This window comes from Siphonobacter sp. BAB-5385 (assembly GCF_002261125.1).
GTDB lineage: Bacteria > Bacteroidota > Bacteroidia > Cytophagales > Spirosomataceae > Siphonobacter.
Map to the genome: position 1 here is coordinate 187,127 of NZ_NMPS01000212.1, position 23,947 is coordinate 211,073.

A 23,947-nucleotide genomic window follows, 5' to 3' on the forward strand; every position below is an offset into this window, starting at 1 on the left:
GTCGTACTAGGGATGACGTACCAGTAATTTCTTCGTAATTAATGTTCTTCCTTCCTGCGAAAGCTGATAAAAATAAATGTTGTTCGGAAGATTTGACGTAGTGATACGTTGCTTACGTTCACTGCGATCCAGCATAATGTCCGCCACTTGCATACCTAACGGACTGTAAATGGTAATTTTTGCATCGCCAGCGTTAGCTGCTATGGCATACTCTACGTCTACATGATCGTTAGCTGGATTCGGATACAGATTGGAGATCGTGATTTTATCGCTGACGTACAGTTTTTCCGTCGATGGATTGGCTTCTTCAGAAGCCAGTGGTTCCGTAGCTACTACCGCTAAGGGAGCTAGTGGTTGATCCGTTTTAGGGGAGCCCGTCGACTTGGGACGATTCCGTAAAAGCGTACGATAATATTCGTTAACGGCCGTCGAACGATTCAACTTTACCTCCCGTGACATTTCGGCTTTGGGATAGAAAAAAGAACTCATTTGTTGGGGAACGACCGCAGATTTTGCTTTTGGTTTAATGTCAAGTCGACTGCGTTTCGGCTCTCCCTGAGCGTACGTATCAAGCGTCACTGCTGAAGACAGGACGATTGAAATGCCGTACAGAAAGAGTAAAAGGTGTTTCATAAATTGTTGTATGAAATGCAATCGCTACTTTTTGCAGGAGCAAATGTAGCCATATACGTTTGATAACCAAGTTTTTAACAAGTATTAACACTAAATAATTTACTTTTGTGAATTACTCAGAGAAAAAGGCATACCAAATATTTTCTACCCTGGTTTCCCCAAATTTTCTCACTTTTTCAGGGTAGCCGTTGGTTCTACTTTCTTGACTGGGGTAGGCTTAACCTGCTTGACTGGCAAGCGTTTAACCATTTCCCGCGTAGGTCTTTCCTTCTCCCGCCAATTGAACCCATCCAGCTCCCGATTGTCCGCCGTTACTTCTTTGGGAGGTCTTAATACACCGTCCGGACTTCCCACAAAAGCGATGCGTTTCACTTGGTTTTCCTTAAAATGAAGCCGCATCCGTGAAGCTTGGACGTAATTCATGCCAATCGGTTTACTATCATCTTTTTTAGCGAAATAAATACTTTCGCCATTCCCCTCTACCAGTGTATTATCGAGTTTTGAATCCGCATTAAAATAAGCCGTTATTCGTCGACCCTTCACTTGATTGTACTGAATCAATGTATCTCTGGCAATAATAAAGGCTCGTCGGTTGAGATACATCGTCCGCATCTTATTATTTACTAAACGGACAAAAATACTATCGGCTTCCGACTGATTCTGGCCGTTCCAGAGTGTCGGCTTTTTATAAAAGGAAATCAGTGAATCAGCCAGATTGTAGACCAGTGAATCACACTTGGCTTGTAAATCGTTACGGAAAATCAGTACATGACGATCCGCAATAAACCTTCGGGTAGTGTCTTTGACCCCACGTATTTCCTGCGAAATCAGCGTATCCGCGGAGAGTAATAAGGTATCCCTGGCAAAAAATTTCTGTAACAACGCTTCGCCGTATACTCGCGAAATGCCCGTTTTACCGAAATACCTTCCTACCTGTCCGGTTAGTATGGCACTGTCTTTCTTCGCCACCATGACTACATTTCCTCGGGCAATGCCGATTTGGGTAATGGGGTCGTAAAACAGTGAATCACCCGTTAAATCATTGTTGGGCATACGTACCGTCGAACGTCCCCTGAAATTCGAAATCCGCGAATTCAAGTTATACGAACCTGAGGATGTAAAAAGCGTGTCGTTGGCTGCTTCCTGCTTTTTCTTTTTTGAAATAATCTGCGTAGGAGCGATAAAATAGGCTTCCTTGGAAAGGGTACTATACCGGAGTGAATCAGCAAATAAATCGGTTTCCGGACTCTTCACTTTCACATTTCGCTTGAATACCGAAAGCTTGGTAGCCGTATTGTAATAGCCCTCTTTACTCACCAGGGTACTGGTTTTATCCACCAGCGTCCCTCCCGTATTGTAGCTGGCGATTTTCGAATTCATGTCGTAATCGAGCTTACGGGTTTTCAGCGTAGACACCTTATCATTCAGCGTCACAACGCGGCCCGTAATCTTGGCCTGCCGGGTGTTGCCAAAGTACATCGCCGTATCACCCGTCAGCGTAAGACTGTCGCCCTGGATGATTTTCACATTTCCGTAGGCTTCGACGACGTTGATGAGGTCATTTTTCTTGGCCAGATGACAGAGCAAGACGACATTCCCCTGTCGCATGCGTACATTTCCCCGCAGAAAGGTATTACCGACCGTCTGGTCCACCCAGAGTGTATCGGAATAATCTACATCCACTACTTTTCCTGCCGGAGCGGGCGTGGGATTCTGAGCCCATCCCCAGAGTGGAAGGAAGAGTAGCAACCCTAAAATATATCTTTGCCAGTGTTTCATTTGCATGGGCAAAATTAACCATTCGCAAGCGTGCTGACCGAATTTTTAGCATTCATTAACGAGCGAAAACTCTTTTCTTCCCAGGATCGGCTTTTGCTGGCCGTTAGCGGAGGACTGGATTCGGTCGTACTTACTCATTTAATCCGACAAGCCGGCTTTGCGTACGGCATTGCTCACGTTAATTTTCAATTACGCGGAGACGAATCGGTTCGGGATGAGCTTTTCGTGCAAACGCTTGCCGAGCAGCAGAGTGTCCCTTTTTATCTCCAACGCTTTGATACGCTAACCATCGCCCGTCAGAAAGGTTTATCCACCCAACTGGCCGCCCGTACCTTACGCTATGAATGGTTTGAACGTCTGCGAACGGATCAGGGCTACACCTACATTCTGACAGCTCATCACCTTAATGATTCCCTGGAAACCGTCCTTTTGAATCTGGTTCGGGGTACGGGACTTGCGGGGTTTCGCGGTATTCCCGCACAAACGCCTACCCTGATTCGTCCCTTACTGGGCTTCAGCCGGGAACAACTGGCTGCCTATGCGGCTGAACAGGGCTTAGTCTGGGTCGAAGATTCGAGCAATCAGAAAGACGCCTACCGTCGCAATCGGCTCCGCCATCAGGTGGTTCCAGTGTTACAGGAGCTAAATCCCAATATGCTCGGTACCTTTCGCACGACCCTCGACCGCATGGAAGCCGCCGAACGATTTATCGCCCAGCAACTGCAATCCTGGCAACAGCAGGTGGCTCAAACGCACGAAATTTCATTGTCCTCGCTGGATGCCTTTCCCGAGCCCCTGTTCGTATTGACTGAAACGCTCAAGGCCTATGACTTTTCCTACCAACAATGTCAGGCTATTTACCAGAACCGTTGGGCTCAGCCCGGCACCCGGTATTTCTCTGCCCGGTATGAGCTGGTACTCGATCGGCAACGCTGGCTGCTGGAGCTTCGGCAAACCTCGTCTCCCTCCGTACAAACCATTCCGGATGCTCCGGCTGTTATTTATACACCGTTTTTCAGCCTTATGTTGCAACGCCTGGAAAATTTTTCCTGGAAAGCGAACTCACGGGTAGCTTATCTGGATGCAGCGGCACTGATTTTTCCACTCACCCTGCGAATTTGGCAACCGGGGGATTGGTTCTGCCCCCTGGGTTTAGCTGGCAAACGGCAGAAAGTCAGTGATTTTCTGGTCAATCAGAAGATACCCCGTATGGAGAAAGATCGCGTTTACGTACTTGAATCCCAGGGCCAGATTGCCTGGATTGTGGGCTACCGCGTAGATGAACGGTTCAAAATCACCGAAAAAACGCAGACGGCCGTACGGGTAGAAATCAACCGAGAGCAGTCTCTTGCAGAAACTACTTTTTCATAAATGCATTTGTATCTAACAGAAAGCCGATAGTTTTGCTTTCTATCGATTGGAAAGCGATTTCGTCTGACCATCTTTTCCTAAACCTCGTAACCATGCTTCATTCATTCCTTCGCCTCGGAAGTGTAACCCTGCTCCTGGGACTGGCCTTAGCAGCCTGCCAGTCTTCCGAAAAAACGGCTACCACTACCCAAGATTCTACTACTGCTTCCACTATGTCTGCTTCGATTACGAAAGTTGCCTTCGGCACGCTTAACAATCAGCCTGTCGATCTCTACACCCTGACCAACGATCAGGGAATGGTGGTGAAAATCACCAACTACGGCGGCATCATTACCGAAATTCACGTACCCGATAAAGAAGGCAAGCTCGGTGACGTCGTACTGGGCTTTGACTCGCTGGCGGGTTATCGGCAACCGAACGTTCCGTACTTCGGAGCGTTGATTGGACGGTACGGCAACCGCATTGCCAAAGGCCAGTTTAATCTGGAAGGAAAAACCTACAAACTGCCCATCAACAACGGACCAAACTCGCTGCACGGCGGTACGGAAGGCTTTGACAAGAAAGTCTGGACGGCTGAAGAAGTAAAAACAGATTCAACGGTAGGCTTAAAGTTGACGCTGGTTAGTCCCGACGGGGATCAGGGTTATCCCGGTACGCTTAAGGCAACCGTAACCTATACGCTTAGCGATAACAATGCCCTTCGCCTTGACTATGAGGCAACGACGGACAAGCCAACCGTGGTTAACCTGACCAACCACACGTATTTTAACCTGACGGGTGGTACGAGTGACATTCTGGGACACGAAGTACAACTCAAAGCCAGCCGGATTGTCCCCGTAGGTGCCGACCTGATTCCAACGGGTAAACTCCAGGACGTAAAAGGTACTCCGTTTGACTTTACTACGGCCACTGTCGTAGGTCAACGGATTAATGATACCAAAGACGAACAAATCAAAAACGGCGGTGGCTATGATCATTGCTGGGTGTTCGACGAAGCCGGTACGGGCCTGAAATCGCAGGGAATGGTCTACGAGCCGACTACGGGCCGCACCATTGAACTGCTCACGACTGAGCCCGCCGTTCAATTCTATTCGGGTAATTTCCTGGATGGAAAACTGACGGGCAAAAACAACGTCAACTACAAAAAGCGGTCTGGCCTTTGCCTGGAGACAGAACATTATCCAGATTCGCCTAATCAGGCTACTTTCCCCTCGACGGTACTGAAACCAGGTCAGACGTATACCTCGACGACGGAATACCGTTTCTCGGTTCGTAAATAAGATTGCCTCATTCCTACGACGCGGAGGGTGCTGAAGTATGACGCTTTAGGTACCCTCCGCGTCGTTTCGTTTCTTGGAGTGAGTTTTTTAACGGAATCTACGTTTCATTTGCTACACGATCATGAATCTATACGTTCAACTTCCCGTACGGGTCGAAGAAAAGGAGTATTTTCTATCAAAACTGCCTGAATCCATTGACGCGGTTTTTGAGATTGATATTACTGAGGCAACACGGGCGGAAAACATCAAAAAGGCCGATATTGTCTTTGGAAATCCGCCGGCTGAACTCCTCGAAGCGGCCGAGAACCTTCGCTGGATACAGCTTCATTCCGTAGGATTTGACAAGTATCAGAACCTGAAAAGCGAAGCTCAACTCACGAATATGAAGGGATTTTACGCCCAACCCTGTGCGGAAACTGCCGTGGGTGGTGTACTGGCTTTTTACCGGAAAATGGACTGGCTGGGTATTCTTCGCAGTCGTAATGAATGGGTAGGTCAATCGCTACGCATGGAGATGAGCCTGCTTCGGCGGAAAAAAGTACTGATCCTGGGGACGGGTAGTATTGCCCAGGCCTGCCGTAAAATTCTCAGTGGCTTTGACTGCGAAATTGCGTTCTTCGGCCGTAGCAATCCGGAAGCCCGTTTTCGTACTCCCGAGGCGATTATCGAAGGCATCGGTGAATTTCAAGTCATCATCAATACGCTACCGGGTACGGAGCAAACGGCCCGTTTTGTTTCGGCAGAAATGATTGCCCGTATGCATCCATCGGCGGTATTCGCCAACGTAGGACGCGGCTCGACAGTGGACGAACCCGCTTTGGTACAGGCACTGCTCAACGGTGATATTGCGGGAGCCGTACTGGATGTAACGGAGCAGGAACCCTTACCCAATGCTCATCCGCTTTGGGATTGCCCCAATGTGATTCTTTCCCAGCATTCGGGTGGCGGATACGCCGAAGAATTCAGGGATCTGATTGATGTTTTCCTGAACAATCTACATAAGTTTCTAGCCCATGAGCCCCTCGAAAATATCATTGATCCGCAGAAAGGCTATTAGAAAAAGGGTGTGATCTAATGGTTGATTTTTTCGGCGTAATGGGCCACCAAGCCTTCGTTTACAGCCGATTAAGGTAGCATTTTCTAAAAAAATAATATTTAGTAGTCTGCCGGAGTGACGAAACGTCTCCTTTTTTCGTTACCAAGTCTCTCCACTCTCTTAAAAACCTACGGAAGCCTTGTTAACTCTAACAGGAAAGACGTATCTTTGCGGACTTATGCAGACTATTCGGTATTTAGTTCTTTTTCTGGGCATTACGTTCGTTTTTAGTTCCTGCGGGAATTTCGAGAAACTTCGTAAAAAGGGTACTGACGAACAGAAATACCAGGCCGCCCTGACGTATTACAAAAAAGGCGATTATGATAAAGCCGTACTGCTGTTTGAAGAACTCAAGCCCATTCTTAAAGGCTCGGACCAACAGGAGATGGCTACGTTCTACGAAGCCTACTGTAACTATCATCTTCAGCAGTACGAAGTAGCTTCGTTTCAATTCAAGCGTTTCTATGAAACCTTTGGTCGAAGCGAGCACGCCGAAGAGGCTCTCTATATGAGCTCGTATGCCTCCTACCGGGCCTCAATGCCGTATTACCTGGATCAGGCCAGTACGCTGACGTCCATGGATGCAATGCAGAGCTTCATCAACACCTATCCGCAAAGTAAATTTGTGGAAGAAGCTTCCAAAATCATTAAAGAATCGCGGAAGAAGCTGGAAAAGAAAGCCTATGAACGGGCCAAGTTGTATTACAAAACCAGTCCAACGAACCTTCAGAATTATCGGGCAGCGGTGTATGCGGTGAATAACTTTAGAAAGGAATTCCCCGATTCAGATTATAATGAAGAACTGTCCTATCTGCAGGTACAATCCCAGTATGATTTTGCCCAGAACAGCTTATATACCAAGCAAAAGGAACGTTACGACGACGTTGTGAAGTATTACCAGGAATTTGTGGATACGTTCCCCAAAAGCAAGTTCCTCAAGAGAGCGGAACGTTTCTACGAAGATTCCGTTAAAAAATCGGCCGATCTTGCTGAACAGGAACGTTTAGCAAAAGCCGCTCAAAAAGATAAAGAGAAAACAACGCAACCGGCTAATGCGGGACGTTTGGGTGGCTCTTCGAATTAATTCCATTACGTAACCATAAAATTAGTAAAGATATGCCCGCGAATCCTTCTATCGTTACTCGCGACACGGACAAACTGGCCGCTAAAACCAACGGCAATATTTACGAGGCAGTAGCCATTATGGCGTCTCGTGCAAAACAATTGTCAGTGAAGCAAAAGGAAGAACTCAATCAGAAGCTTTCCGAATTTGCTTCTACGGTAGATAACCTCGAAGAAATTTTCGAGAACCGCGAACAGATCGAAATTTCCAAACATTACGAGCGTCAGCCCAAACCGGCTTCTCTGGCTATTGAAGAGTACATTGAAGAACGCGTAAACTGGCGTTACCGGAGTGAATTACCAAGCGAAGACTAATCCTTTTGGCTTTGGGAAAACCTCCGTACTTGTTCGAGTGCGGAGGTTTTTTATTAGTAGACTTTTAGCTTATGCTGACGGGAAAACGAATTTTACTGGGTGTTACGGGTAGCATTGCCGCCTACAAAACGGCCTCTTTCGTACGCTTACTGATTAAAGCGGGAGCGGAAGTACAGGTAGTGATGACCCAGGCGGCTCAGGACTTTATTACGCCGCTCACGCTGAGTACGCTTTCCAAACGACCGGTGTACACCAAGTTGGTAGCGAACGATACGACGGGTGTCTGGAATAACCATGTGGAACTGGGCCTTTGGGCTGATCTGATGATCATCGCTCCGGCAACGGCCCATACGCTGGCCAAAGCAGCTCAGGGTCACTGCGATGACTTGTTGATGGCCGTGTACCTGTCAGCTCGCTGTCCGGTGTACTGGGCTCCGGCGATGGATCTGGATATGTACCATCATCCAGCTACGCGGGAAAACCTGAACCGACTTCAGCAGTTTGGCAATACCATTATTCAGGCAGGCTATGGCGAACTCGCCAGTGGTTTGATCGGCGAGGGACGCATGGCCGAGCCCGAAGAACTGGTAGCTGTACTGGAAAACCATTTTGTTCAAACGCCCTGGAAAAATAAGAAAGTGCTGATTACGGCAGGCCCAACGCAGGAAGCCATTGATCCCGTACGCTTTATTTCCAATCATTCATCCGGGAAAATGGGTTACGCACTGGCCGGGCAGCTGGCCGCTCAGGGAGCCCAGGTAACACTGGTCAGCGGCCCCACGGCTCTGGCTTCGCCGCATCCGTCAGTCACCTTGCGTCAGATACGCTCGGCTCAGGAAATGTACGAAGCCTGTCGGGAAGTGTTTGCCGAACAGGAAGTGACCATACTGGCAGCAGCCGTAGCTGATTATACCCCTACCGTGGTAGCGGAGCAAAAGATCAAAAAAACGGAAGCGAGCTTTACCATTGAACTGCGTAAAACCGTTGATATTGCAGCTACCCTGGGTCAACAAAAACGTTCGGATCAGTTGCTCGTCGGCTTTGCTCTCGAAACGACGAATGAAGTGGCGAATGCCCGGGAAAAATTGATCCGTAAGAATTTTGACTTAATCGTCCTAAATTCGTTAAATCATTCGGGTGCCGGCTTTGGTTATGATACGAATCAAATCACAGTCATTGATCGTAACCAGCAACTGACGGACTATCCATTGAAAAGTAAGACGGAAGTGGCCAGTGATATTTTAAAGGCCATTGCCGCGTATTTGTAAGCATCCATCCCCGTGTTCTTTATGAAATATTTGCTTTCCATTCTATGTACGCTAGCCATTTGGGGTACGGCCTCCGCCCAGGAACTGGCCTGTAACATTACGCTACGGACGGACCAGGTACGGGTAAACCAGCAAGCCAACAACGCTCAGCAGATTTACGGCGAATTACAGCGAGCCATGACGGACTTTGTGAACGGCCGCCGCTGGACGAATGATCAGTTTCGTCAGGAGGAAAAAATTCACCTGGATATTTCCATCAATCTTCAGAAGGCTACTGCTCAGGGTGATTACGAAGGACAAGCCATTATTCAGGTAAACCGCCCCATTTTTGGCACCAACTACGAAAGTGTACTGCTTCGGTACGTAGATCGGGCGTTTTCCTTTAAATACCTACCCGAAAACCCGCTGAATTTTAACGATAACGTTTTCTCGGATAATCTTACATCCATGCTGGCCTATTACAGCTACATTGCTCTGGCTCTGGACTACGATTCATTCGGCAAACGCGGCGGTGAAGCCTGGATTCAGCGGGCCTATAACGTAGCCAATCTGGCTTCCAATGGTGGGTTTTCCGGCTGGGATCAGCGGGGCGATCAACGGAGCCGGTACTGGTTGGTCGAAAATCTTCAGAATCAGCAAATGATTCCTTTTCGGGAAGGTTTGTATACGTACCATCGGCTTTCCATGGATGCGTTCAGTGATCAGCCCGATCAGGCCCGGAAGAATATTCTCGGCGTCCTGAACGACATCCGGCAGGTCATCCAGCTGAAACCTACTTCTATTTTAATTAACAGTTTTTTTGACGCCAAGTCCGAAGAAATCGTTCAGTTGTTTTCGCAGGGTACGGCGGCCGAAAAAACGCAGGCGTTTCAGGTCTTATCCCAACTCGATCCCACCAAAACGGATTCGTATCGAAGACTTACCAAGTAAGGATTCTTCGTTCTTCTCCTCTATGATTACGCTTCGCCAGGCTACTACGGAAGACAGAGATTGGGCTTATTTCGTCAAGAAGAAAGCCCTGGGATTGTATGTGGTAGAAACCTGGGGAGCCTGGTACGAGCGGATTCAATGGGAGTTTTTTGAACAAACCTACCAGCAGTCGCTTACGCAGATCATTTGTCAGAACGAAACGCCCGTGGGTACGCTCCGGGTAGAGCGTCGGACGGATGAAATTTTTCTGTCGGAACTGTATTTATTACCTACCTTTCAGAATCAGGGAATTGGTTCGGTTTTATTGGAACAATTAAAGGCTGAAGCCCGGCAACGAGCTTTACCTTTGCAGCTAACCGTCCTGCAGGTTAATGAATCCGCCCGCCGCTTCTATGAACGACACGGGCTGGTATGTACCGCAGAAATTAAAAACCATTACGTAATGACTTACCATGGGTAAACGACTAGTCAGACTACCAGCCACCGATCCCACCCTACCCGGACTTACGGGCAAACACCTGAACGTAGTCTTACGCAATGGCATTACGTATGCGGGGCGACTGTTGGGCCAGGAAAACCAGGAACTGATTCTGGAAGATGGTCTGTTACGCGAACGCCGCTACCCCGTGCGGGACATTGAGGAAATTGTGTACGATAAGACTACCGCCTTTTAGTATTTAACAGCCCACCATCCTTTTGTACCTTTGAAATTCGAAGGTGATCCTCTTTTGACTCATGCTTTCAAATCTGCTCATACAGAATTATGCTCTGATTGAATCGCTCGAGCTTTCGCCCAATGGCGGACTCAACATCATTACGGGTGAAACAGGAGCGGGTAAATCCATTTTGCTGGGAGCCATTGGTTTATTACGTGGCAACCGTGCTGATACCAAAGTACTCTGGGACCCTTCCAAAAAGTGCATTATTGAGGGGCAATTCGATATTTCGGGCTACTTTATTCAAACCCTTTTCGAAGAAGAGGAAATCGATTACGACACCACATGTATCATTCGCCGGGAGATTAGTCCTTCGGGAAAATCGCGGGCGTTTGTCAATGATACGCCCGTCAATCTGGAGACCTTACGCCGGGTTGGTTCCGAGCTGATGGACGTGCATTCCCAGCATGATTCCGTCCTGCTGGGTTCACAGGAATACCAGCTTCAGATTGTCGACACGTACGCCCAGAATACGGCCATTCTGGATCGGTATAAAGAACATTTTCGGGAATTCCGTAAAAAACAGGAAGCCTATGACCGCCTGCAGGCGGAGGCTAAGGAAATCCGTAAAGAGTTTGACTACAATTCTTTTCTGCTCGACGAACTCAGTAAAGGACGCTTTCAAGCTAACGAGCAAAGCGAACTGGAACGCGAACTGACGACGTTGGAAAACGCCGAAGAAATCAAGCAACGACTGGCGGCTGCCATCGGTTACCTTAATGATCCGGAACAAAGTATTCTTGGCTGGATGCAGAGTGTAGTTGGGAACCTGGGAGCGATTAGTACCTATGGAACCGAATACGCCCAGCTTCGCGACCGGGTACAGAGTTGTTTAATTGAACTGAAAGACGTGGTAGCCGACCTGGAGTCAGAAGAAGAATCCGTGGAGCTTGACGACGAGAAAATTGCCGTCGTGCAGGAACGCCTGAGTCTGCTCTACAATCTTCAGAAAAAGCATAACGTTACTACGATTGCCGACTTGCTGCAAATTCAGGCCAGCCTGGAACAGAAAGTAGCCAAAGTACTCAATCTGGATGAGGATCTGGCGGCGGCTCAAACCGCGGCTCATCAGGCCTGGGAGCAATTGGAACACACGGCCCGGGAACTTTCCGATTCCCGCAAAGTCGTACTCAGTGAGATTGATGATCTGGTGACGGGTTTGCTGGCTGATCTGGGCATTCCCAATGGCCGCCTCGTTGTGGATCATCAATTGGGCAAGCCCGGCAGTCAGGGAATTGATACCGTTAGTTTCCTCTTTTCGGCCAACAAAGGCATGCAACCCCGACAATTGCGGGAAGTGGCTTCCGGCGGTGAGTTTAGCCGTTTGATGCTGGCCGTCAAGTACATTCTTGCCAACAAGCGTTCCCTCCCTACGATTATTTTTGATGAAATTGATACGGGAATTTCCGGTGAAATTGCCATCAAAGTCGGAAACATGATGCTGGATATGGCCCATGGTCACCAGCTCATCGCCATTACCCACCTGCACCAGATTGCGGCGAAGGGCAATGCCCACTATTTTGTGTACAAAGATCACTCGGCGGATCGTACGGTTTCGCGGATTCGTCAGCTTAGTACGGAAGAACGCGTACAGGAAATTGCTCAGATGATCGGCGGGGCCAAACCATCCAAAGCCATCGTGGATAACGCCCGTGAGCTGCTGTCGCAAAACATGACCGAACGAACCAATTATAAACTTGATTTGTAGGGAAAGAGCGAGCATCCAGCGGATAAGCTCGCTCTTTCCGTTTTATTTTTCCCCAACTACAGGTGTATGAAAAAATATCTTTTCCTGGCCCTGGGCGTATCTTTAGCGGCCTGCCAAAATCCCCCCAGCGAAGATTTAAGCAAGTTTCAGAAAGAAGTAGAAGGCATGCATGATAAAATCATGGGTCCGTACATGCAGATTGAAGACCTTCGCGAAGCCATTCGTCAACAGGTGGCCAAGGATACCACCACGCGTGCCCAGGGCGACAGCCTGATTCTGGCCCTGACAAAAGCTGAAGAAGGCATGAACGACTGGATGGCCCACTACAACGGGGATACCTTACTGGATTTATCCGCTGATCAGGGCCGGGTTTATCTGGAGGCGGAAAAAAAGAAGGTCACGGCCGTTGAAGAACAAACCAACAGCAGCGTAGCCGCCGCCAAAGCGTTTTTGAAAAAGTAGGTTCTTTTCACCTAGAACCGGTTCCCAGGTTTTTCTTATGAAAATGTATTCCGTTGCCTGCCTGATGCTGGCCATCACTTTAGTACTAGCCTGTCAGTCAGAATCGTCGCGTCTACCCATTTTAGGGCCTCGCAATGGCGTGCAAACCCGCGTAGTCGAGGGTAAAACAGTAACCGATACGGTCTACCACCAGATTCCTGATTTTGCTTTTGCCAGTCAGTACGGGGATACGGTTACCGCGAAGTATTTTGCGGGTAAGATTTACATCGCCGATTTCTTCTTTACCACCTGCCCTACCATTTGTCCGAAAATGACAATGGAAATGCGAAAGCTGTATCAAAAGTTTAAAGATGATCCTCAGGTCATGTTTCTCTCCCACTCCATCGATCCCAAACGGGATAGCGTCGGACGTTTGAGAGAGTATTCAACGGATCTGGGGGTGTACGGACAGAAACAATGGTACTTCGTGACGGGCGACCGCAAGGAAATTTTTGACATCGGACAAAACGCCTATTTTGTTTCGGCCAAAGAAGATTCCGATGAGCCCGGTGGATTACTCCATAGCGGTGCCTTCATCGTCATAGATCCGCAGCGACGTATTCGCGGCATTTACGATGGGACCAAAGATGAAGTAGTAGGCGAAGTATCCGAAGCGATTGAATTACTCAAAAAAGAAAACTAACGTTCATTCCCTCATGTCTTCACGTCAGAATATTCTCTCCGGCTCACCCTGGGAAGATCGGGTCGGTTACTGCCGGGCCGTGCGAATCGGCAATCTCATTGAAGTGGCCGGAACAGTAGCCATTGTCGATGGTGAAACCGTACGGGCCGACGATGCGTACGCTCAAACCAAAAATATCATTGAGCGTATTGCGAAGGTTCTGGAAGAAGCCGGAGCCAGTCTGAGCGACGTCGTACGTACCCGCATGTTTACGACTGATATCAGCAAATTCGACGACATTGGGCGGGCTCACGGTGAGTTTTTCCGGGAGATCAAACCCGTAACGGCCATTTACGAGATTCGGAAACTGGTAGCCCAGGAATATCTGATTGAAATAGAGTTTACGGCAGTGGTGGAATAACATTTCTACAAAAAAAGGCTGACTCGGAGGTCAGCCTTTTTTTATGCTATATACCGTTCGCCTTACGCTTTGTGTTCGTCGCGTAAAAGATCATTCACCGTTTTCACCGGGTTAAAGGTGATCAGGGGTACTTCGACGAACAGCGTATTCCAATCGGACATGGAACCGTTCCAAAGTCCGGGTAATTCCTGAGCTTTCAGGTCTTTACCATCCTTGGATTTCTGCGTAATAAAGCCCGTTTGCGGATCGCGGTACTTCAACAGATCAAAGGCTTTTCCCGTGTAATCGGTCCAGGAGCAGACCAGATCTACCGGGTTAAAGTGCGTCGCTTTCAGGAATTTATTCTTCTGTTCCTCATCATCCATGTCTACTTGAGCGGATTCTACTACCTGTAGCTGACTGGTACCATCGGAGCTTTTCGCCCAGAACGGTCCACCACCCGGCTCGCCTACGTTCTGTACCATGCCGCAAACCCGGATGGGTCGGTTCAGCTTGGTGCGGAAATATTCCACTACTTTTTCAACGGGCCACTCGTAGAAGCCTTCTACCGGCTCTACGCACAAGACCCGACGTAAGAACTCATCGATTTCCGCCATTAACGCCTGACTCGTATCTCCACTGTCGAGACGGTTTAAGTAGCCGAAAATGCGTTCCCGCGTTTGCAGTAACGTTCCAGCGATGGCCCGTTTATAGATCGTGGTCGTATTTTTAAGACGATCCGGTACGACGTTATCAATGTTCTTGATAAATACCAGATCTGCTTCTACGTCATTGAGGTTAGCCAACAAGGCACCGTGACCCGCCGGACGGAACAACAGGCCGCCGTTTTTATCGACGAAAGGCGTATTGTCCAGATTAACCGCAATGGTATCGGTAGAGGCTTTTTGTTCCGAAAAATCAATAACAAAATTCAGATTGTGTCGCTCGGCGTATTCGGGAGCCTGTTCCGAAATCAGTTCCTTGAATTTAGCCTTGTGCTCGGGCGATACCGTGAAATGAATGGCTACTTCGCCTTTGGAACGAGCGTAGCTTGCTCCTTCGACCAGGTGTTCTTCCACCGGGGTACGATTTTCTTCGGCGTAGCGGTGAAATTTCAACAATCCTTTGGGCAATGAACCATAATCCAGACCTTTGCCCGTGAGGAAGTATGCCGCAATGGTTTGCTGATCCGCCGTTTCGATGTCAAGACCGTCTTTGGCTAGAGCTGCTTTCAAGTCGTCATAGAAAGCAAACTCTGGTAACCGCTCGAAAAACTGATCGACTGACTTATCCGATTTTCCGCCCTCCAGGAATCCAAATAAGGATTTGAACATCCGTGTGGCAGCTCCCGAAGCGGGTACAAATTTAACAATCCGTAAGGTAGGTACGTAAGTTTCGTAGGTATCCAGAGCGGCCTGGATTTGCTCGTCCGATAATTGCAGGATGCCGTCTTTAGGAGTAGCGGCACGGGTTAGATTCATCCAGGGGAATCCATTGACAAAGTATTGAATCTGGCTTTCGACCGTTTGGACTTCAATACCTTTGGCTTCAATTTGCTCTAAATCTTTGGTAGAAAACATGATTACTTAGGAAACGTTGAGGCTGAAAAATAAGACGGTGACTAGAAACAGCTAGGAATTATTCTGGTTAAAAATAGACACTTAAGTACACGAATTAACTGTAAATAATGGTTAAAGTTTTTGAAAAATACCCCAAGGTTATGACTTCTTATCGATTGATTATTTTTTTAGGCTTACTCGTCGGTTTCACCGCCTGCGATCAGCTCTTTCCGGGGCCATCTGAGAACACTTCTTTTGGTTCCGCGGTGAGTCGAGGGGTTCTCAATAATGCGGATATATACGAAGCTTCTGGCTTGGCGGTTAGTCGACACCAGCCCAATTTTATCTGGACGCACAACGATTCCGGTGACCCCAACCGCATTTTTCTACTCGATGCGACTAATGCCCAATGGAAAGCTACTGTCACGGTAGAAAACGCCACCAACCTTGACTGGGAAGATATGGCCGCTGCCGTTCGGGATGGAGTACCCACGCTCTATGTAGGCGATACGGGCGATAACCTCAACCAGTATTCCACCCACGCCATTTACCGTTTTCCGGAGCCTAATCCAGCAACGTTGTCGGGAAACGCTTCCGTATCCAACGTTGAACGCATTACCTATCGCTATCCCGATGGCCAGTGGGACGCGGAAGCCCTGATGGTGGATCCTCAAACGCTGGATATTTACATCATTTCCAAAGTTTCTTCGGGTACGCACCTCTATCGTTTACCTTACCCGCAATCAACCACGGAAGTGATTACTGCGGAAAACGTCGCCAGCCTTTCCCAAACCATGATTACTGCGGCTGATATTTCGCCCGATGGCCAGGAAATTCTCATGAAAGATTACCTCACAGTGTATTACTGGAAACGAAATTCAGGGGAAAGCATCGCTCAAACGATGCAGCGATCGGCCCGCGTGATGCCCTATTTTCCCGAACCGCAGGGTGAAGCGATCGCTTTTGCTACCGACCGCTCCGGCTACTATACCCTAAGTGAAGATCGGAATAATATTCGGGCTCATTTGTACTTTTATCCCCGCAAATAAAAACGCTTTTCTGTGGCTTTAAGTGATGAATATTTCATGGCGGTAGCGATGCAGCTGGCTCAGGAGGCGGCCGACGCCGGTGAAATTCCAGTGGGGGCTGTGGTGGTTTCTAACCGTCGTATTATTGGGAAAGGCAGTAACCAGACCGAACGCCTGAAAGATGTGACGGCTCACGCGGAAATTCTGGCATTAACTGCCGCTACGCAACATCTGGGATCGAAGTTTCTCCGCGACTGTACACTCTACGTAACCCTCGAACCCTGCGTGATGTGTGCCGGAGCCCTGTACTGGGCCCAACTGGGAAGACTGGTATACGGAGCAGCTGATGAGAAAAGGGGTTATTCGAAAGCCGGTTCTTTACTACATCCCAAGACCCGCGTCACCAGCGGTATTTTGCGGGAAGAAACCGAAGCCCAGCTCGTCCAGTTTTTCCGTAAACTCCGTCAATCCTAGCGGCTCCCGTAAAATTCCGGTAGGCCTGGAACTCTTTAACCCTTGGAATGCCTTTTTAAACCGAATAGACATTTATTCCTATTTTTAATCCTAATTTTCAACCAGCTATGGCTTTTGAACTTGCTCCTCTTCCCTATGCGGCAGACGCGTTAGAGCCCCACTTCGATGCTCAAACCATGACGATTCACCATGATCGTCACCACCAGACGTACGTTACGAACCTCAACAATGCCGTTGCCGGTACGGAACTCGAAGGAAAAACACTGGAAGATCTTCTCAAGAACGTAGGTCAGTTAGCCCCCGCCGTACGAAACAATGGCGGTGGTCACTGGAATCATACATTTTTCTGGAACATTCTTTCTCCCAGCGGCGGCGGTAGCCCCAAGGGTGATTTAGCGAAGGCCATTGATGCCAAATTTGGCTCTTTTGATGCCTTGAAAGAAGAATTTAAAAAAGCCGCTACGGGTCGTTTTGGCTCGGGGTGGGCCTGGTTAATCGTGGGTGAAGACGGTGAACTCGCCGTGACTTCAACGCCTAATCAGGATAACCCGCTGATGGACGTAGCCGAGAAAAAAGGCAAAGCCATCATCGGTTTGGACGTTTGGGAACACGCCTATTACCTGAAGTACCAAAATAAACGCCCGGATTACATCGATGCCTTCTGGAATGTAGTAAGCTGGGATGTTGCTGAAACTAACTATCAATCAGCGAAATAAGTCGATACAGGGAAGGAAGAAGGAAGAATTCCAAATTTTTTCTTCCTTCCCTCTACCGCAAGTACTTGCTTTTTAGTTTTTGAATATGCTATATTTGTAGCTCGAAACGGAGGATGTAGCTCAGCTGGTTAGAGCACCAGATTGTGGTTCTGGGGGTCGCGGGTTCGAACCCCGTCTTTCTCCCTCCTGTCAAACCTGATAAGTTTAACTTGTCAGGTTTTTTTATTGCTACCGCCTTCTCGTATGAAAACACTTCTCTCGCTCCTTCGCCCTTATGAACCCATCATTCGGCTGATCCTGGCTTTGATGTACATCACAGGTTTGGTTGGTCTTCACATTTCTGCCAGCGAAGATTTATTCCGGTTACTGGTTCCCTTCCACTTGATCACTACGGGCGTATTGCTGTTGCTTTTTCAGGAATTACCGACCCGTTCGTTCTGGCTTTTCTGTCTGGCTATCTTTCTGATGGGATACGGTGTGGAAGTAGCAGGCGTACATACGGGCGTGATTTTCGGCGAATACTGGTACGGAGCTACGCTGGGCTTAAAAGTATTTGAAGTACCCTTAACCATTGGGCTTAACTGGCTGGTTCTGACCATCGGGGCGGGTATGTTATGGCAAGGTCGGCCTTTGCCTTTAGTCGTACGGGCTACGCTAGCAGCAGCCTGTATGGTTTTTCTGGATGTGCTCCTGGAACCCGTAGCCGTTCGGTTTGATTTCTGGCACTGGAAAAATGAACAGATTCCGCTTCAGAATTTCCTTGCCTGGGCTCTGGTTGCCTGGGTGTTTTGTCTCCTGTTTCAGCTTGTTCGCTTTCCTAAAATTAATCGTCTGGCGGCCTACCTTTTTTACTTCAGGTCCTCTTCTTCGCTACGCACCGGTTGCTTCTGCTTTTTTAATAATTTTTTACAAATATTTCATAATCAATTAGTTATTAAATTTTAAAACAATTCCAAGAACCCTGAAGTTTTTAATTAGCAAGCTCAGTACCCGCTGAGAGAGGGCTTTATATAATCATTTAGTTTACGTTCACCAATCAATCCGTACTCGCATTAATCGCTCCGAAGGCATCGTCGGTACTTACGTTTTATGCCCTGTTTGTAAAGTTCCAGCTTTCTGAGGTAAATGGCCATGAGCAATTACTCCATTAAAGACCTTGAGCAGTTATCCGGAATCAAGGCCCATACGCTACGAATCTGGGAACAACGCTACGCTATTATTCAACCCAAACGAACCGATACTAACATTCGGACTTATGAAGAACAGGATTTAAAGCTGGTACTCAACATCGCCCAGCTCAAGGATCACGGTTATAAAATTTCAGAAATTGCGAAAATGAGCACGGAAGCCATTCATCAGAAAGTAATGGATATTTCCGAACGTCAGCTGGCTTATCCCGATCAGATTCACGCCCTAACGCTTTCCATGCTCGACCTGGACGAAGACCAGTTCGAAAAAATTATCAATACCAATATTCTGCGGTTTGGCTTCGAGAGCTTGATTATCAACATCATTTATCCTTTCCTTAGCCGGATCAGTACGCTTTGGATGACGAGCAGCATTGGTCCTGCTCATGAGCATTTTATCGTTAATCTGATTCGTCAGAAAATCATTGTGGCCATTGATGGTCAGCTCAATAAACAACGCGAAGGAGCCCGAAAATTTTTACTCTTTTTACCCGAAGGCGAGCTTCAGGAGCTGATTCTGCTTTTTGCTGATTACATCATCCGGTCGCGGCACCATAAGGTCGTTTACCTGGGTCAAAGTTTGCCTTTTGAGGAGGTGGGTTTCGTGTATAATGTACATACGCCTGATTATCTGCTTACTATTTTTAAATCCATTCCGCCAGGTTATGAGGAGTTTCAGGCGTATCTGGACAAGTTTTCGGCAGCTTTTCCCCGGGCCACGATTCTGATTCTCTGTAATCAGCACTCGCACGGTCCTATTCTGGTACCCAACAATATCCGATTTATCCGCGATATTCAGGAGCTTATTCAACTGGCTGAACATTAAAAAAGCCCGGCGTTTCCGTAAGAAAACGCCGGGCTCAATCTTTCACTCGAGTTTAAGTTGAACGGTCTTCAGTATCAATGCAGGAGTTCGTCAAAATTCAGACTTACGTAATACATACCGCCAATCTGCGGGTTACCCCAAGCCGTCGTATAGGCTTTATTCAATAAATTACTGGCTCCCAGTTTCAGAATTGATTTGACCGACGTAATTTTCAAGCTTACCTGAGCATCCAGTGTACCATACGCCGGAATTAGAATCTGAGGGTTATTATCAGCCGTACGAGCCCGAGCCGGAAGTAACAGCTCAATCCAGTTAAAAGCATCCTGATAGCGGTACGTAACCGCAAAACCCCAATTCGAACGAGCTGAAATTCGCTTGGCTACCGACGCATTGTACCGGTACTTGGGCGTATTAAAGCCGACCTTAAAACCATCATCGAGTACATTCCGGTTCCGCTTTCCATCAAAAAGACCCACACCCCCGGCATTCAGGGTTGTGTTCGACACGTTTCCGCTGATGATAAAGCCCTTGGGCAGCAGGTAATCCAGTCCCAGACCAAAACCCTGGTAACGAATATTTTTTTCGTAGTTGTAAGGCGAAGACACCGTTAACGGTCCACCTGCACCCAGCGTTTTAGGGTTATCGGGGTTAATAAATACCAGTCCTCCGATGTAATTCTGGAAAACGCTGTTGTAATAGTACGCATCGATCAGCAACTTTTCGGCAATCATTCCTTTGTAGCCTACTTCATACGTCAGCACACGTTCGGGCTTGAATTCCGTCAGTCGGATTTTATTCCATTTTGAACGATCGCTGGTGTTTGACAGATACGTATCATCATACGCATACAACTGGTCCGCGTACGAATTCAGATTATAAGCATCACGAACGACCTGCAAGCCACCCAGCAGTAATGATACGGGTGAAGCCAGACTAATGTACTGATTTTGAGTAGTGGGAATACGGAAACCCGTCTGGTAACTGGCTCGAATATTATGGGTTTTTGCCAGCGTTAAAACGCCCGACAGACGTGGGCTCCATTGTCCTTTGAAATTTTCATTTTTATCGTACCGAATAGATCCAGTCAGTTTGAAAACATCCGCAAACGAACGGACTGCCTGTACGTAGCCGCCCCACTCCCTGATATTGTATTCACTCCCCCCCGGTTTTTGCAGGAAAAGCGTACCGCCCGAGTTCAGATCATACACGCGATAATTTCCGCCCACCAATACTTCTGCGATTTTAGGATCGAGGAGTTTTTTAAAGTTGTACATCCCTTCGGCGTGGTAGAGATTAGTACGGTCCAGGAAACGGGCTCCCTGCGGAATGGGATTACCTTTGACCCGATCAGCAACGGCATTAAATTCGGCTGTACCAGGTTGTAAACGACCCGCGTCAGCAGTCGAACGGGCCACTCCATTCAACAGACCAGCATTAGCACTGACGGCACTTTGAGCGGCGGCGTAGGCGGCCTGGGGCGTTTGTCCGGCAGCCAGAGCAGCCTGCAAAGCCTGACTGAATAGTTGCAAGGCTCCGCCCCCGTAAGTAAACGCATACTGCGGATACCAGGAGCTGGCTAAAGCGGCCGAGTTTACGCTGGGCTTCCATGCTTCATTGATGTAACTGGCCAGAATACCCGCGGCGTAAGCATCCCCCGATCGTTCCTGCGTTGTATAGGCTCGTACAAAAAATGATCTCCTTTGAGTTCGAGTTTATACTGACCCAGCGTGAAGTCTTTGATGTAATAACGGTCTGAAGAAGTATAAACCGTTGTACCCAATCCCCAGTTTGCCTGTACAATGGCCTCTACTTTATCACTGAGTCGATAGTGCAGAGCTCCGCTCAACTTCAGACTTTTGGTACGATAATCCACCAGATCACGTTCGGCGTATCCCGTACGGGCAACCAGCTGGTCGGGCAGAAGAATACCGTTGATAATGGTGCTTGCGGGCAAACCCGTACCGGCTGAAATAGCTTTGATCCCGTTGACAATCTGCGTCAGCCGCGGGTCGATGGCATTTAGCTGAGCGGCAGGTAACTGCATAAACTGGGCAAATACCGGCCGGAAACTGGCCAGACTTACGTTCGATGAATTCTCGTCCCCATACACGTTTACGCCGTTGTAATTGGGGTTGGTCGCAGGGGTACGGTCAAAGCCCGGATACAGAGCATTATCGGCCCCCAGACCAAAGCTTTGGTCACGCGTATCAGTAGCCTGCCAGTCTTTGGCAGCCAGGTAGCTGGCGTTGAGTTTAAAGGCTAGTTTGTTGTTGAATGCCTTGGCAAAGCGAATGGAAGCATCGTAAAACGGCGTAGTCGCCTCAGAACGGTTGCTGGCGTGCATCACGCCGCCTTTCACGTAGGCACTCAAACCCTGATACAGAAAGGGACTCTTGCTGTTCATCAGCAACAGACCGTTGGTGGCATTAGGACCATACAGGGCCGAAGCGGCCCCCGGGAGTAATTCCACACTTTCCAGATCAAGTTCGGAAATACCGACAATGTTTCCTACGGCAAAATTGAGGCCCGGAGCCTGATTGTCCATCCCATCTACCATTTGTACGACCCGCGTATTGCCATTGCCGGCAAAGCCCCGGGTATTCACCGAAGTAAAGGTTAGTGACTGGGTAGCGACATCCACGCCTTTTAAATTCCGTAGGGCATCATAGAAGCTGGCAGCTGGAGTAGACTGAATACTGCGTATATCCATTTTCTCAATGGATACGGGCGATTGAAGTACATTCTCCTCTACCCGGGAAGCGGATACCACTACCTCTTCACCCAAATAGGCCTGCTCGCTCAGAGCAATAGTCAGATTGGTCTGATTAGCAGAGACATCCAGAATCTGGGTTGCGTAACCAACACTGGAAATACGGAGTTGAAGCGGCGGCGGAGCTGACGTATTGAGGGTAAAGTTTCCTTTGGAGTCGGTAATGGTACCCGTCACTGTACCTACTACCGAAATACTTACTCCTGCCAGTGGTTGTTGGGTGGCGGCATCTGTAATTTTGCCAGCCAGCGAAGCCTGACCAAAACCAGCCAGGCTTCCTAATCCAAGCAGAACAATCCAAAATAAAATAAACGTACGATTCATAAGGATAAGGGGTGAAAATTACAGCAATGAAAAAGCGAATCTACAACGAAGAACTTGTTAACAAGATGAATATTTTGCATTAAAAATATTCAATAAATTATGGAAATAATAAAATATATTTTTTCAAAGAAGTCATTCCGAAACACTTTCTTTAGTTAGCTTGTTACTCACCTTATGAATTCATTTTTTCGGGCTATTCCGCTGATCTTACTAGTCCTCAGCGGTTGTGCCCGGCCTAAACAATACTTGATTGAGTCGGTGTACCGCATGGATCAGCAACCTTCCGCCCCGGATTATACCAGGCCCAATTACTGGGCAGCCTTGCCCGACCGGAAAGATGCCGCAGATTTGGTACCTACGCATTCTTCGTTTACCAATCAGCAGGCACGGCATCCGTAGACGTGTTTTTTGTTTATCCGACGATGTACGTAGGGAAGCCGCAGGGAACGCAGTCTTGGAACGCGGACGTTAATGACCCGGTCTTAAATGCCCGCATCGACAGTAGTGCGATTACGAATCAGGCTACGGTTTTTAATGGTTCCTGTAAGATTTATGCACCACGCTATCGGCAGGCCCATTACGCCGTTTTTCTGACAAAGGACACTTCTGCTCAACACCAGGCTCTTGACCTGGCCTATACGGACGTCCGAACGGCATTTTTGTATTATCTTAGTCATTACAACCAGGGCCGACCCATCGTCATCGCTGGTCATAGTCAGGGAAGTATACATGCCATTCGACTATTACAGGAGTTTTTTGATGGAAAGGCTTTACAAGACCAGTTAGTAGCGGCGTACCTGATTGGACGCCCCATAACCCGGCAAACCTTTCAATCTTTATCCCCAATTGAAAAGCCCGGACAGTCGGGCACCTTTGCCAGCTGGTGTACTTTTGAAAAGAATTTTCATCCGGAACCCGGTTTCTTTCAGGAAGGTCCAGAAGTGATCTGTACCAATCCCCTCCTCTGGAATTCATCGGAAGCCTATGCATCCCGGTCGCAACACCAGGGAGGTGTCGGCAGAAATTTCAGATTTATCCCTAAATTAACCGATGCCCAGACGCACAACGGCTTACTTTGGATTTCCAAGCCGCACGTACCGGGAGCCTTTTTACTGAATATCAAGAACTGGCATGTAGCCGATATTAATCTGTTCTATGGAAATATGCGAGAAAATGTAGCTTTGCAAGTAAACCATTACTTCCAAACTCATTCCGCCAGATAGTTGACGCAGTGAAACGCTTTGACAGCTATCATAACCCTATCTTTATTAAATGATCGAATGAACTTCCAACACACGTATGTAGTCATCATGGCCGGGGGC

Annotated in this window: 25 protein-coding genes and 1 tRNA gene; 21 read left to right on the top strand and 5 right to left on the bottom strand. The window is 48.1% G+C overall.

Annotated features, from left to right (window positions below; translation table 11 throughout):
* Positions 1 to 6: 6 nt before the first annotated feature.
* Both BWI93_RS21220 and BWI93_RS21225 read right to left on the bottom strand, forming a co-directional pair.
* Complete coding sequence (locus BWI93_RS21220) at positions 7 to 633, bottom strand: T9SS type A sorting domain-containing protein (RefSeq protein WP_094815001.1); 627 nt, start codon at positions 631 to 633, stop codon at positions 7 to 9.
* Between the two features lie 168 nt (positions 634 to 801).
* Complete coding sequence (locus BWI93_RS21225; RefSeq protein WP_176454294.1) at positions 802 to 2,382, bottom strand: OstA-like protein; 1,581 nt, start codon at positions 2,380 to 2,382, stop codon at positions 802 to 804.
* Between the two features lie 60 nt (positions 2,383 to 2,442).
* On the opposite strand from BWI93_RS21225, the gene tilS reads away from it, so the two are divergent.
* The 13 genes from tilS (at position 2,443) to BWI93_RS21290 (ending at position 13,762) form a co-directional block, all read left to right on the top strand.
* Complete coding sequence (gene tilS / locus BWI93_RS21230; protein WP_094815005.1) at positions 2,443 to 3,783, top strand: tRNA lysidine(34) synthetase TilS; 1,341 nt, start codon at positions 2,443 to 2,445, stop codon at positions 3,781 to 3,783.
* 92 nt (positions 3,784 to 3,875) lie between these two features.
* Entirely contained in the window at positions 3,876 to 5,063 is a 1,188-nt protein-coding gene (locus BWI93_RS21235) for an aldose epimerase family protein (RefSeq protein ID WP_094815008.1), read from the top strand.
* Positions 5,064 to 5,184: 121 nt separating this feature from the next.
* Positions 5,185 to 6,120 carry a D-2-hydroxyacid dehydrogenase gene (locus BWI93_RS21240; protein WP_094815010.1) on the top strand — a complete coding sequence of 312 codons (936 nt, stop codon included), beginning with the start codon at positions 5,185 to 5,187 and terminating at the stop codon, positions 6,118 to 6,120.
* 217 nt (positions 6,121 to 6,337) lie between these two features.
* On the top strand, positions 6,338 to 7,243 hold the full coding sequence (locus tag BWI93_RS21245) for an outer membrane protein assembly factor BamD (RefSeq protein ID WP_094815012.1): 906 nt from the start codon (positions 6,338 to 6,340) through the stop codon (positions 7,241 to 7,243).
* A gap of 32 nt (positions 7,244 to 7,275) precedes the next feature.
* Entirely contained in the window at positions 7,276 to 7,596 is a 321-nt protein-coding gene (locus tag BWI93_RS21250; RefSeq protein ID WP_094815014.1) for a DNA-directed RNA polymerase subunit omega, read from the top strand.
* 71 nt (positions 7,597 to 7,667) lie between these two features.
* The gene (coaBC, locus tag BWI93_RS21255) at positions 7,668 to 8,864 is read left to right on the top strand and encodes a bifunctional phosphopantothenoylcysteine decarboxylase/phosphopantothenate--cysteine ligase CoaBC (protein WP_094815016.1); all 1,197 of its coding nucleotides are present in this window, start codon (positions 7,668 to 7,670) and stop codon (positions 8,862 to 8,864) included.
* Between the two features lie 21 nt (positions 8,865 to 8,885).
* On the top strand, positions 8,886 to 9,794 hold the full coding sequence (locus tag BWI93_RS21260) for a DUF4835 family protein (RefSeq protein ID WP_094815018.1): 909 nt from the start codon (positions 8,886 to 8,888) through the stop codon (positions 9,792 to 9,794).
* Between the two features lie 22 nt (positions 9,795 to 9,816).
* Entirely contained in the window at positions 9,817 to 10,254 is a 438-nt protein-coding gene (locus tag BWI93_RS21265) for an N-acetyltransferase (protein ID WP_094815020.1), read from the top strand.
* Positions 10,247 to 10,468 (top strand): hypothetical protein, encoded by a 222-nt coding sequence (locus BWI93_RS21270; RefSeq protein WP_094815022.1) that lies wholly within the window; start codon positions 10,247 to 10,249, stop codon positions 10,466 to 10,468. The genes BWI93_RS21265 and BWI93_RS21270 overlap by 8 nt, the downstream gene beginning before the upstream one ends.
* A gap of 61 nt (positions 10,469 to 10,529) precedes the next feature.
* Positions 10,530 to 12,218 carry a DNA repair protein RecN gene (gene recN, locus BWI93_RS21275; protein ID WP_094815024.1) on the top strand — a complete coding sequence of 563 codons (1,689 nt, stop codon included), beginning with the start codon at positions 10,530 to 10,532 and terminating at the stop codon, positions 12,216 to 12,218.
* A gap of 66 nt (positions 12,219 to 12,284) precedes the next feature.
* A complete protein-coding gene (locus tag BWI93_RS21280) occupies positions 12,285 to 12,680 on the top strand; it encodes a hypothetical protein (RefSeq protein WP_094815026.1) in 396 nt (131 codons plus the stop codon).
* Between the two features lie 37 nt (positions 12,681 to 12,717).
* Positions 12,718 to 13,362: an SCO family protein gene (locus BWI93_RS21285; RefSeq protein ID WP_255157985.1), complete on the top strand. Its 645-nt coding sequence runs from the start codon at positions 12,718 to 12,720 to the stop codon at positions 13,360 to 13,362.
* A gap of 13 nt (positions 13,363 to 13,375) precedes the next feature.
* Positions 13,376 to 13,762, top strand: coding sequence for a RidA family protein (locus BWI93_RS21290; protein WP_094815028.1), 387 nt, complete (start codon positions 13,376 to 13,378; stop codon positions 13,760 to 13,762).
* Between the two features lie 62 nt (positions 13,763 to 13,824).
* Here BWI93_RS21290 and BWI93_RS21295 read toward each other — a convergent pair whose 3' ends face one another.
* Positions 13,825 to 15,321 (bottom strand): DUF4301 family protein, encoded by a 1,497-nt coding sequence (locus tag BWI93_RS21295; protein WP_094815030.1) that lies wholly within the window; start codon positions 15,319 to 15,321, stop codon positions 13,825 to 13,827.
* 140 nt (positions 15,322 to 15,461) lie between these two features.
* Here BWI93_RS21295 and BWI93_RS21300 point away from each other — a divergent pair, with 140 nt between their 5' ends.
* The 6 genes from BWI93_RS21300 (at position 15,462) to BWI93_RS21325 (ending at position 19,531) form a co-directional block, all read left to right on the top strand.
* Positions 15,462 to 16,349: a PE-PGRS family protein gene (locus tag BWI93_RS21300; protein WP_141217557.1), complete on the top strand. Its 888-nt coding sequence runs from the start codon at positions 15,462 to 15,464 to the stop codon at positions 16,347 to 16,349.
* A gap of 36 nt (positions 16,350 to 16,385) precedes the next feature.
* A complete protein-coding gene (locus BWI93_RS21305; RefSeq protein ID WP_094815065.1) occupies positions 16,386 to 16,802 on the top strand; it encodes a nucleoside deaminase in 417 nt (138 codons plus the stop codon).
* 107 nt (positions 16,803 to 16,909) lie between these two features.
* Complete coding sequence (locus BWI93_RS21310) at positions 16,910 to 17,518, top strand: superoxide dismutase (protein ID WP_094815034.1); 609 nt, start codon at positions 16,910 to 16,912, stop codon at positions 17,516 to 17,518.
* Positions 17,519 to 17,626: 108 nt separating this feature from the next.
* A tRNA-His gene (locus tag BWI93_RS21315) sits at positions 17,627 to 17,702 on the top strand.
* Between the two features lie 59 nt (positions 17,703 to 17,761).
* Entirely contained in the window at positions 17,762 to 18,463 is a 702-nt protein-coding gene (locus tag BWI93_RS21320; protein ID WP_094815036.1) for a carotenoid biosynthesis protein, read from the top strand.
* Between the two features lie 186 nt (positions 18,464 to 18,649).
* Positions 18,650 to 19,531 carry a MerR family transcriptional regulator gene (locus tag BWI93_RS21325; protein WP_094815067.1) on the top strand — a complete coding sequence of 294 codons (882 nt, stop codon included), beginning with the start codon at positions 18,650 to 18,652 and terminating at the stop codon, positions 19,529 to 19,531.
* 74 nt (positions 19,532 to 19,605) lie between these two features.
* Here the strand turns inward: BWI93_RS21325 and BWI93_RS29750 are convergent, their stop codons facing one another.
* Together BWI93_RS29750 and BWI93_RS29755 are read right to left on the bottom strand one after the other, a co-directional pair.
* Positions 19,606 to 21,060, bottom strand: a complete 1,455-nt coding sequence (locus tag BWI93_RS29750) for a TonB-dependent receptor (protein ID WP_369679196.1) — start codon at positions 21,058 to 21,060, stop codon at positions 19,606 to 19,608.
* 62 nt (positions 21,061 to 21,122) lie between these two features.
* Entirely contained in the window at positions 21,123 to 22,625 is a 1,503-nt protein-coding gene (locus BWI93_RS29755; RefSeq protein WP_369679197.1) for a carboxypeptidase-like regulatory domain-containing protein, read from the bottom strand.
* A gap of 174 nt (positions 22,626 to 22,799) precedes the next feature.
* On the opposite strand from BWI93_RS29755, the gene BWI93_RS21335 reads away from it, so the two are divergent.
* Both BWI93_RS21335 and BWI93_RS21340 read left to right on the top strand, forming a co-directional pair.
* Positions 22,800 to 23,024: a hypothetical protein gene (locus BWI93_RS21335; protein ID WP_094815038.1), complete on the top strand. Its 225-nt coding sequence runs from the start codon at positions 22,800 to 22,802 to the stop codon at positions 23,022 to 23,024.
* Positions 23,025 to 23,026: 2 nt separating this feature from the next.
* Positions 23,027 to 23,848 carry a DUF3089 domain-containing protein gene (locus BWI93_RS21340; RefSeq protein WP_094815040.1) on the top strand — a complete coding sequence of 274 codons (822 nt, stop codon included), beginning with the start codon at positions 23,027 to 23,029 and terminating at the stop codon, positions 23,846 to 23,848.
* Positions 23,849 to 23,947: the final 99 nt, after the last annotated feature.

What these genes read in the sequence shown, in the direction of transcription:
- BWI93_RS21290 (WP_094815028.1), top strand. Translation starts at nt 13,376, where the DNA reads ATGTCTTCACGTCAGAATATTCTCTCCGGCTCACCCTGGGAAGATCGG.
- BWI93_RS21245 (WP_094815012.1), top strand. Translation starts at nt 6,338, where the DNA reads ATGCAGACTATTCGGTATTTAGTTCTTTTTCTGGGCATTACGTTCGTT.
- BWI93_RS21335 (WP_094815038.1), top strand. Translation starts at nt 22,800, where the DNA reads ATGAATTCATTTTTTCGGGCTATTCCGCTGATCTTACTAGTCCTCAGC.
- BWI93_RS21260 (WP_094815018.1), top strand. Translation starts at nt 8,886, where the DNA reads ATGAAATATTTGCTTTCCATTCTATGTACGCTAGCCATTTGGGGTACG.
- BWI93_RS21250 (WP_094815014.1), top strand. Translation starts at nt 7,276, where the DNA reads ATGCCCGCGAATCCTTCTATCGTTACTCGCGACACGGACAAACTGGCC.
- BWI93_RS21300 (WP_141217557.1), top strand. Translation starts at nt 15,462, where the DNA reads ATGACTTCTTATCGATTGATTATTTTTTTAGGCTTACTCGTCGGTTTC.
- BWI93_RS21305 (WP_094815065.1), top strand. Translation starts at nt 16,386, where the DNA reads ATGGCGGTAGCGATGCAGCTGGCTCAGGAGGCGGCCGACGCCGGTGAA.
- coaBC (WP_094815016.1), top strand. Translation starts at nt 7,668, where the DNA reads ATGCTGACGGGAAAACGAATTTTACTGGGTGTTACGGGTAGCATTGCC.
- BWI93_RS21325 (WP_094815067.1), top strand. Translation starts at nt 18,650, where the DNA reads ATGAGCAATTACTCCATTAAAGACCTTGAGCAGTTATCCGGAATCAAG.
- recN (WP_094815024.1), top strand. Translation starts at nt 10,530, where the DNA reads ATGCTTTCAAATCTGCTCATACAGAATTATGCTCTGATTGAATCGCTC.
- BWI93_RS21320 (WP_094815036.1), top strand. Translation starts at nt 17,762, where the DNA reads ATGAAAACACTTCTCTCGCTCCTTCGCCCTTATGAACCCATCATTCGG.
- BWI93_RS21310 (WP_094815034.1), top strand. Translation starts at nt 16,910, where the DNA reads ATGGCTTTTGAACTTGCTCCTCTTCCCTATGCGGCAGACGCGTTAGAG.
- BWI93_RS21235 (WP_094815008.1), top strand. Translation starts at nt 3,876, where the DNA reads ATGCTTCATTCATTCCTTCGCCTCGGAAGTGTAACCCTGCTCCTGGGA.
- BWI93_RS21265 (WP_094815020.1), top strand. Translation starts at nt 9,817, where the DNA reads ATGATTACGCTTCGCCAGGCTACTACGGAAGACAGAGATTGGGCTTAT.
- BWI93_RS21280 (WP_094815026.1), top strand. Translation starts at nt 12,285, where the DNA reads ATGAAAAAATATCTTTTCCTGGCCCTGGGCGTATCTTTAGCGGCCTGC.
- BWI93_RS21240 (WP_094815010.1), top strand. Translation starts at nt 5,185, where the DNA reads ATGAATCTATACGTTCAACTTCCCGTACGGGTCGAAGAAAAGGAGTAT.
- BWI93_RS21285 (WP_255157985.1), top strand. Translation starts at nt 12,718, where the DNA reads ATGAAAATGTATTCCGTTGCCTGCCTGATGCTGGCCATCACTTTAGTA.
- BWI93_RS21220 (WP_094815001.1), bottom strand. Translation starts at nt 633, where the DNA reads ATGAAACACCTTTTACTCTTTCTGTACGGCATTTCAATCGTCCTGTCT.
- BWI93_RS21270 (WP_094815022.1), top strand. Translation starts at nt 10,247, where the DNA reads ATGGGTAAACGACTAGTCAGACTACCAGCCACCGATCCCACCCTACCC.
- BWI93_RS21295 (WP_094815030.1), bottom strand. Translation starts at nt 15,321, where the DNA reads ATGTTTTCTACCAAAGATTTAGAGCAAATTGAAGCCAAAGGTATTGAA.
- BWI93_RS29755 (WP_369679197.1), bottom strand. Translation starts at nt 22,625, where the DNA reads ATGAATCGTACGTTTATTTTATTTTGGATTGTTCTGCTTGGATTAGGA.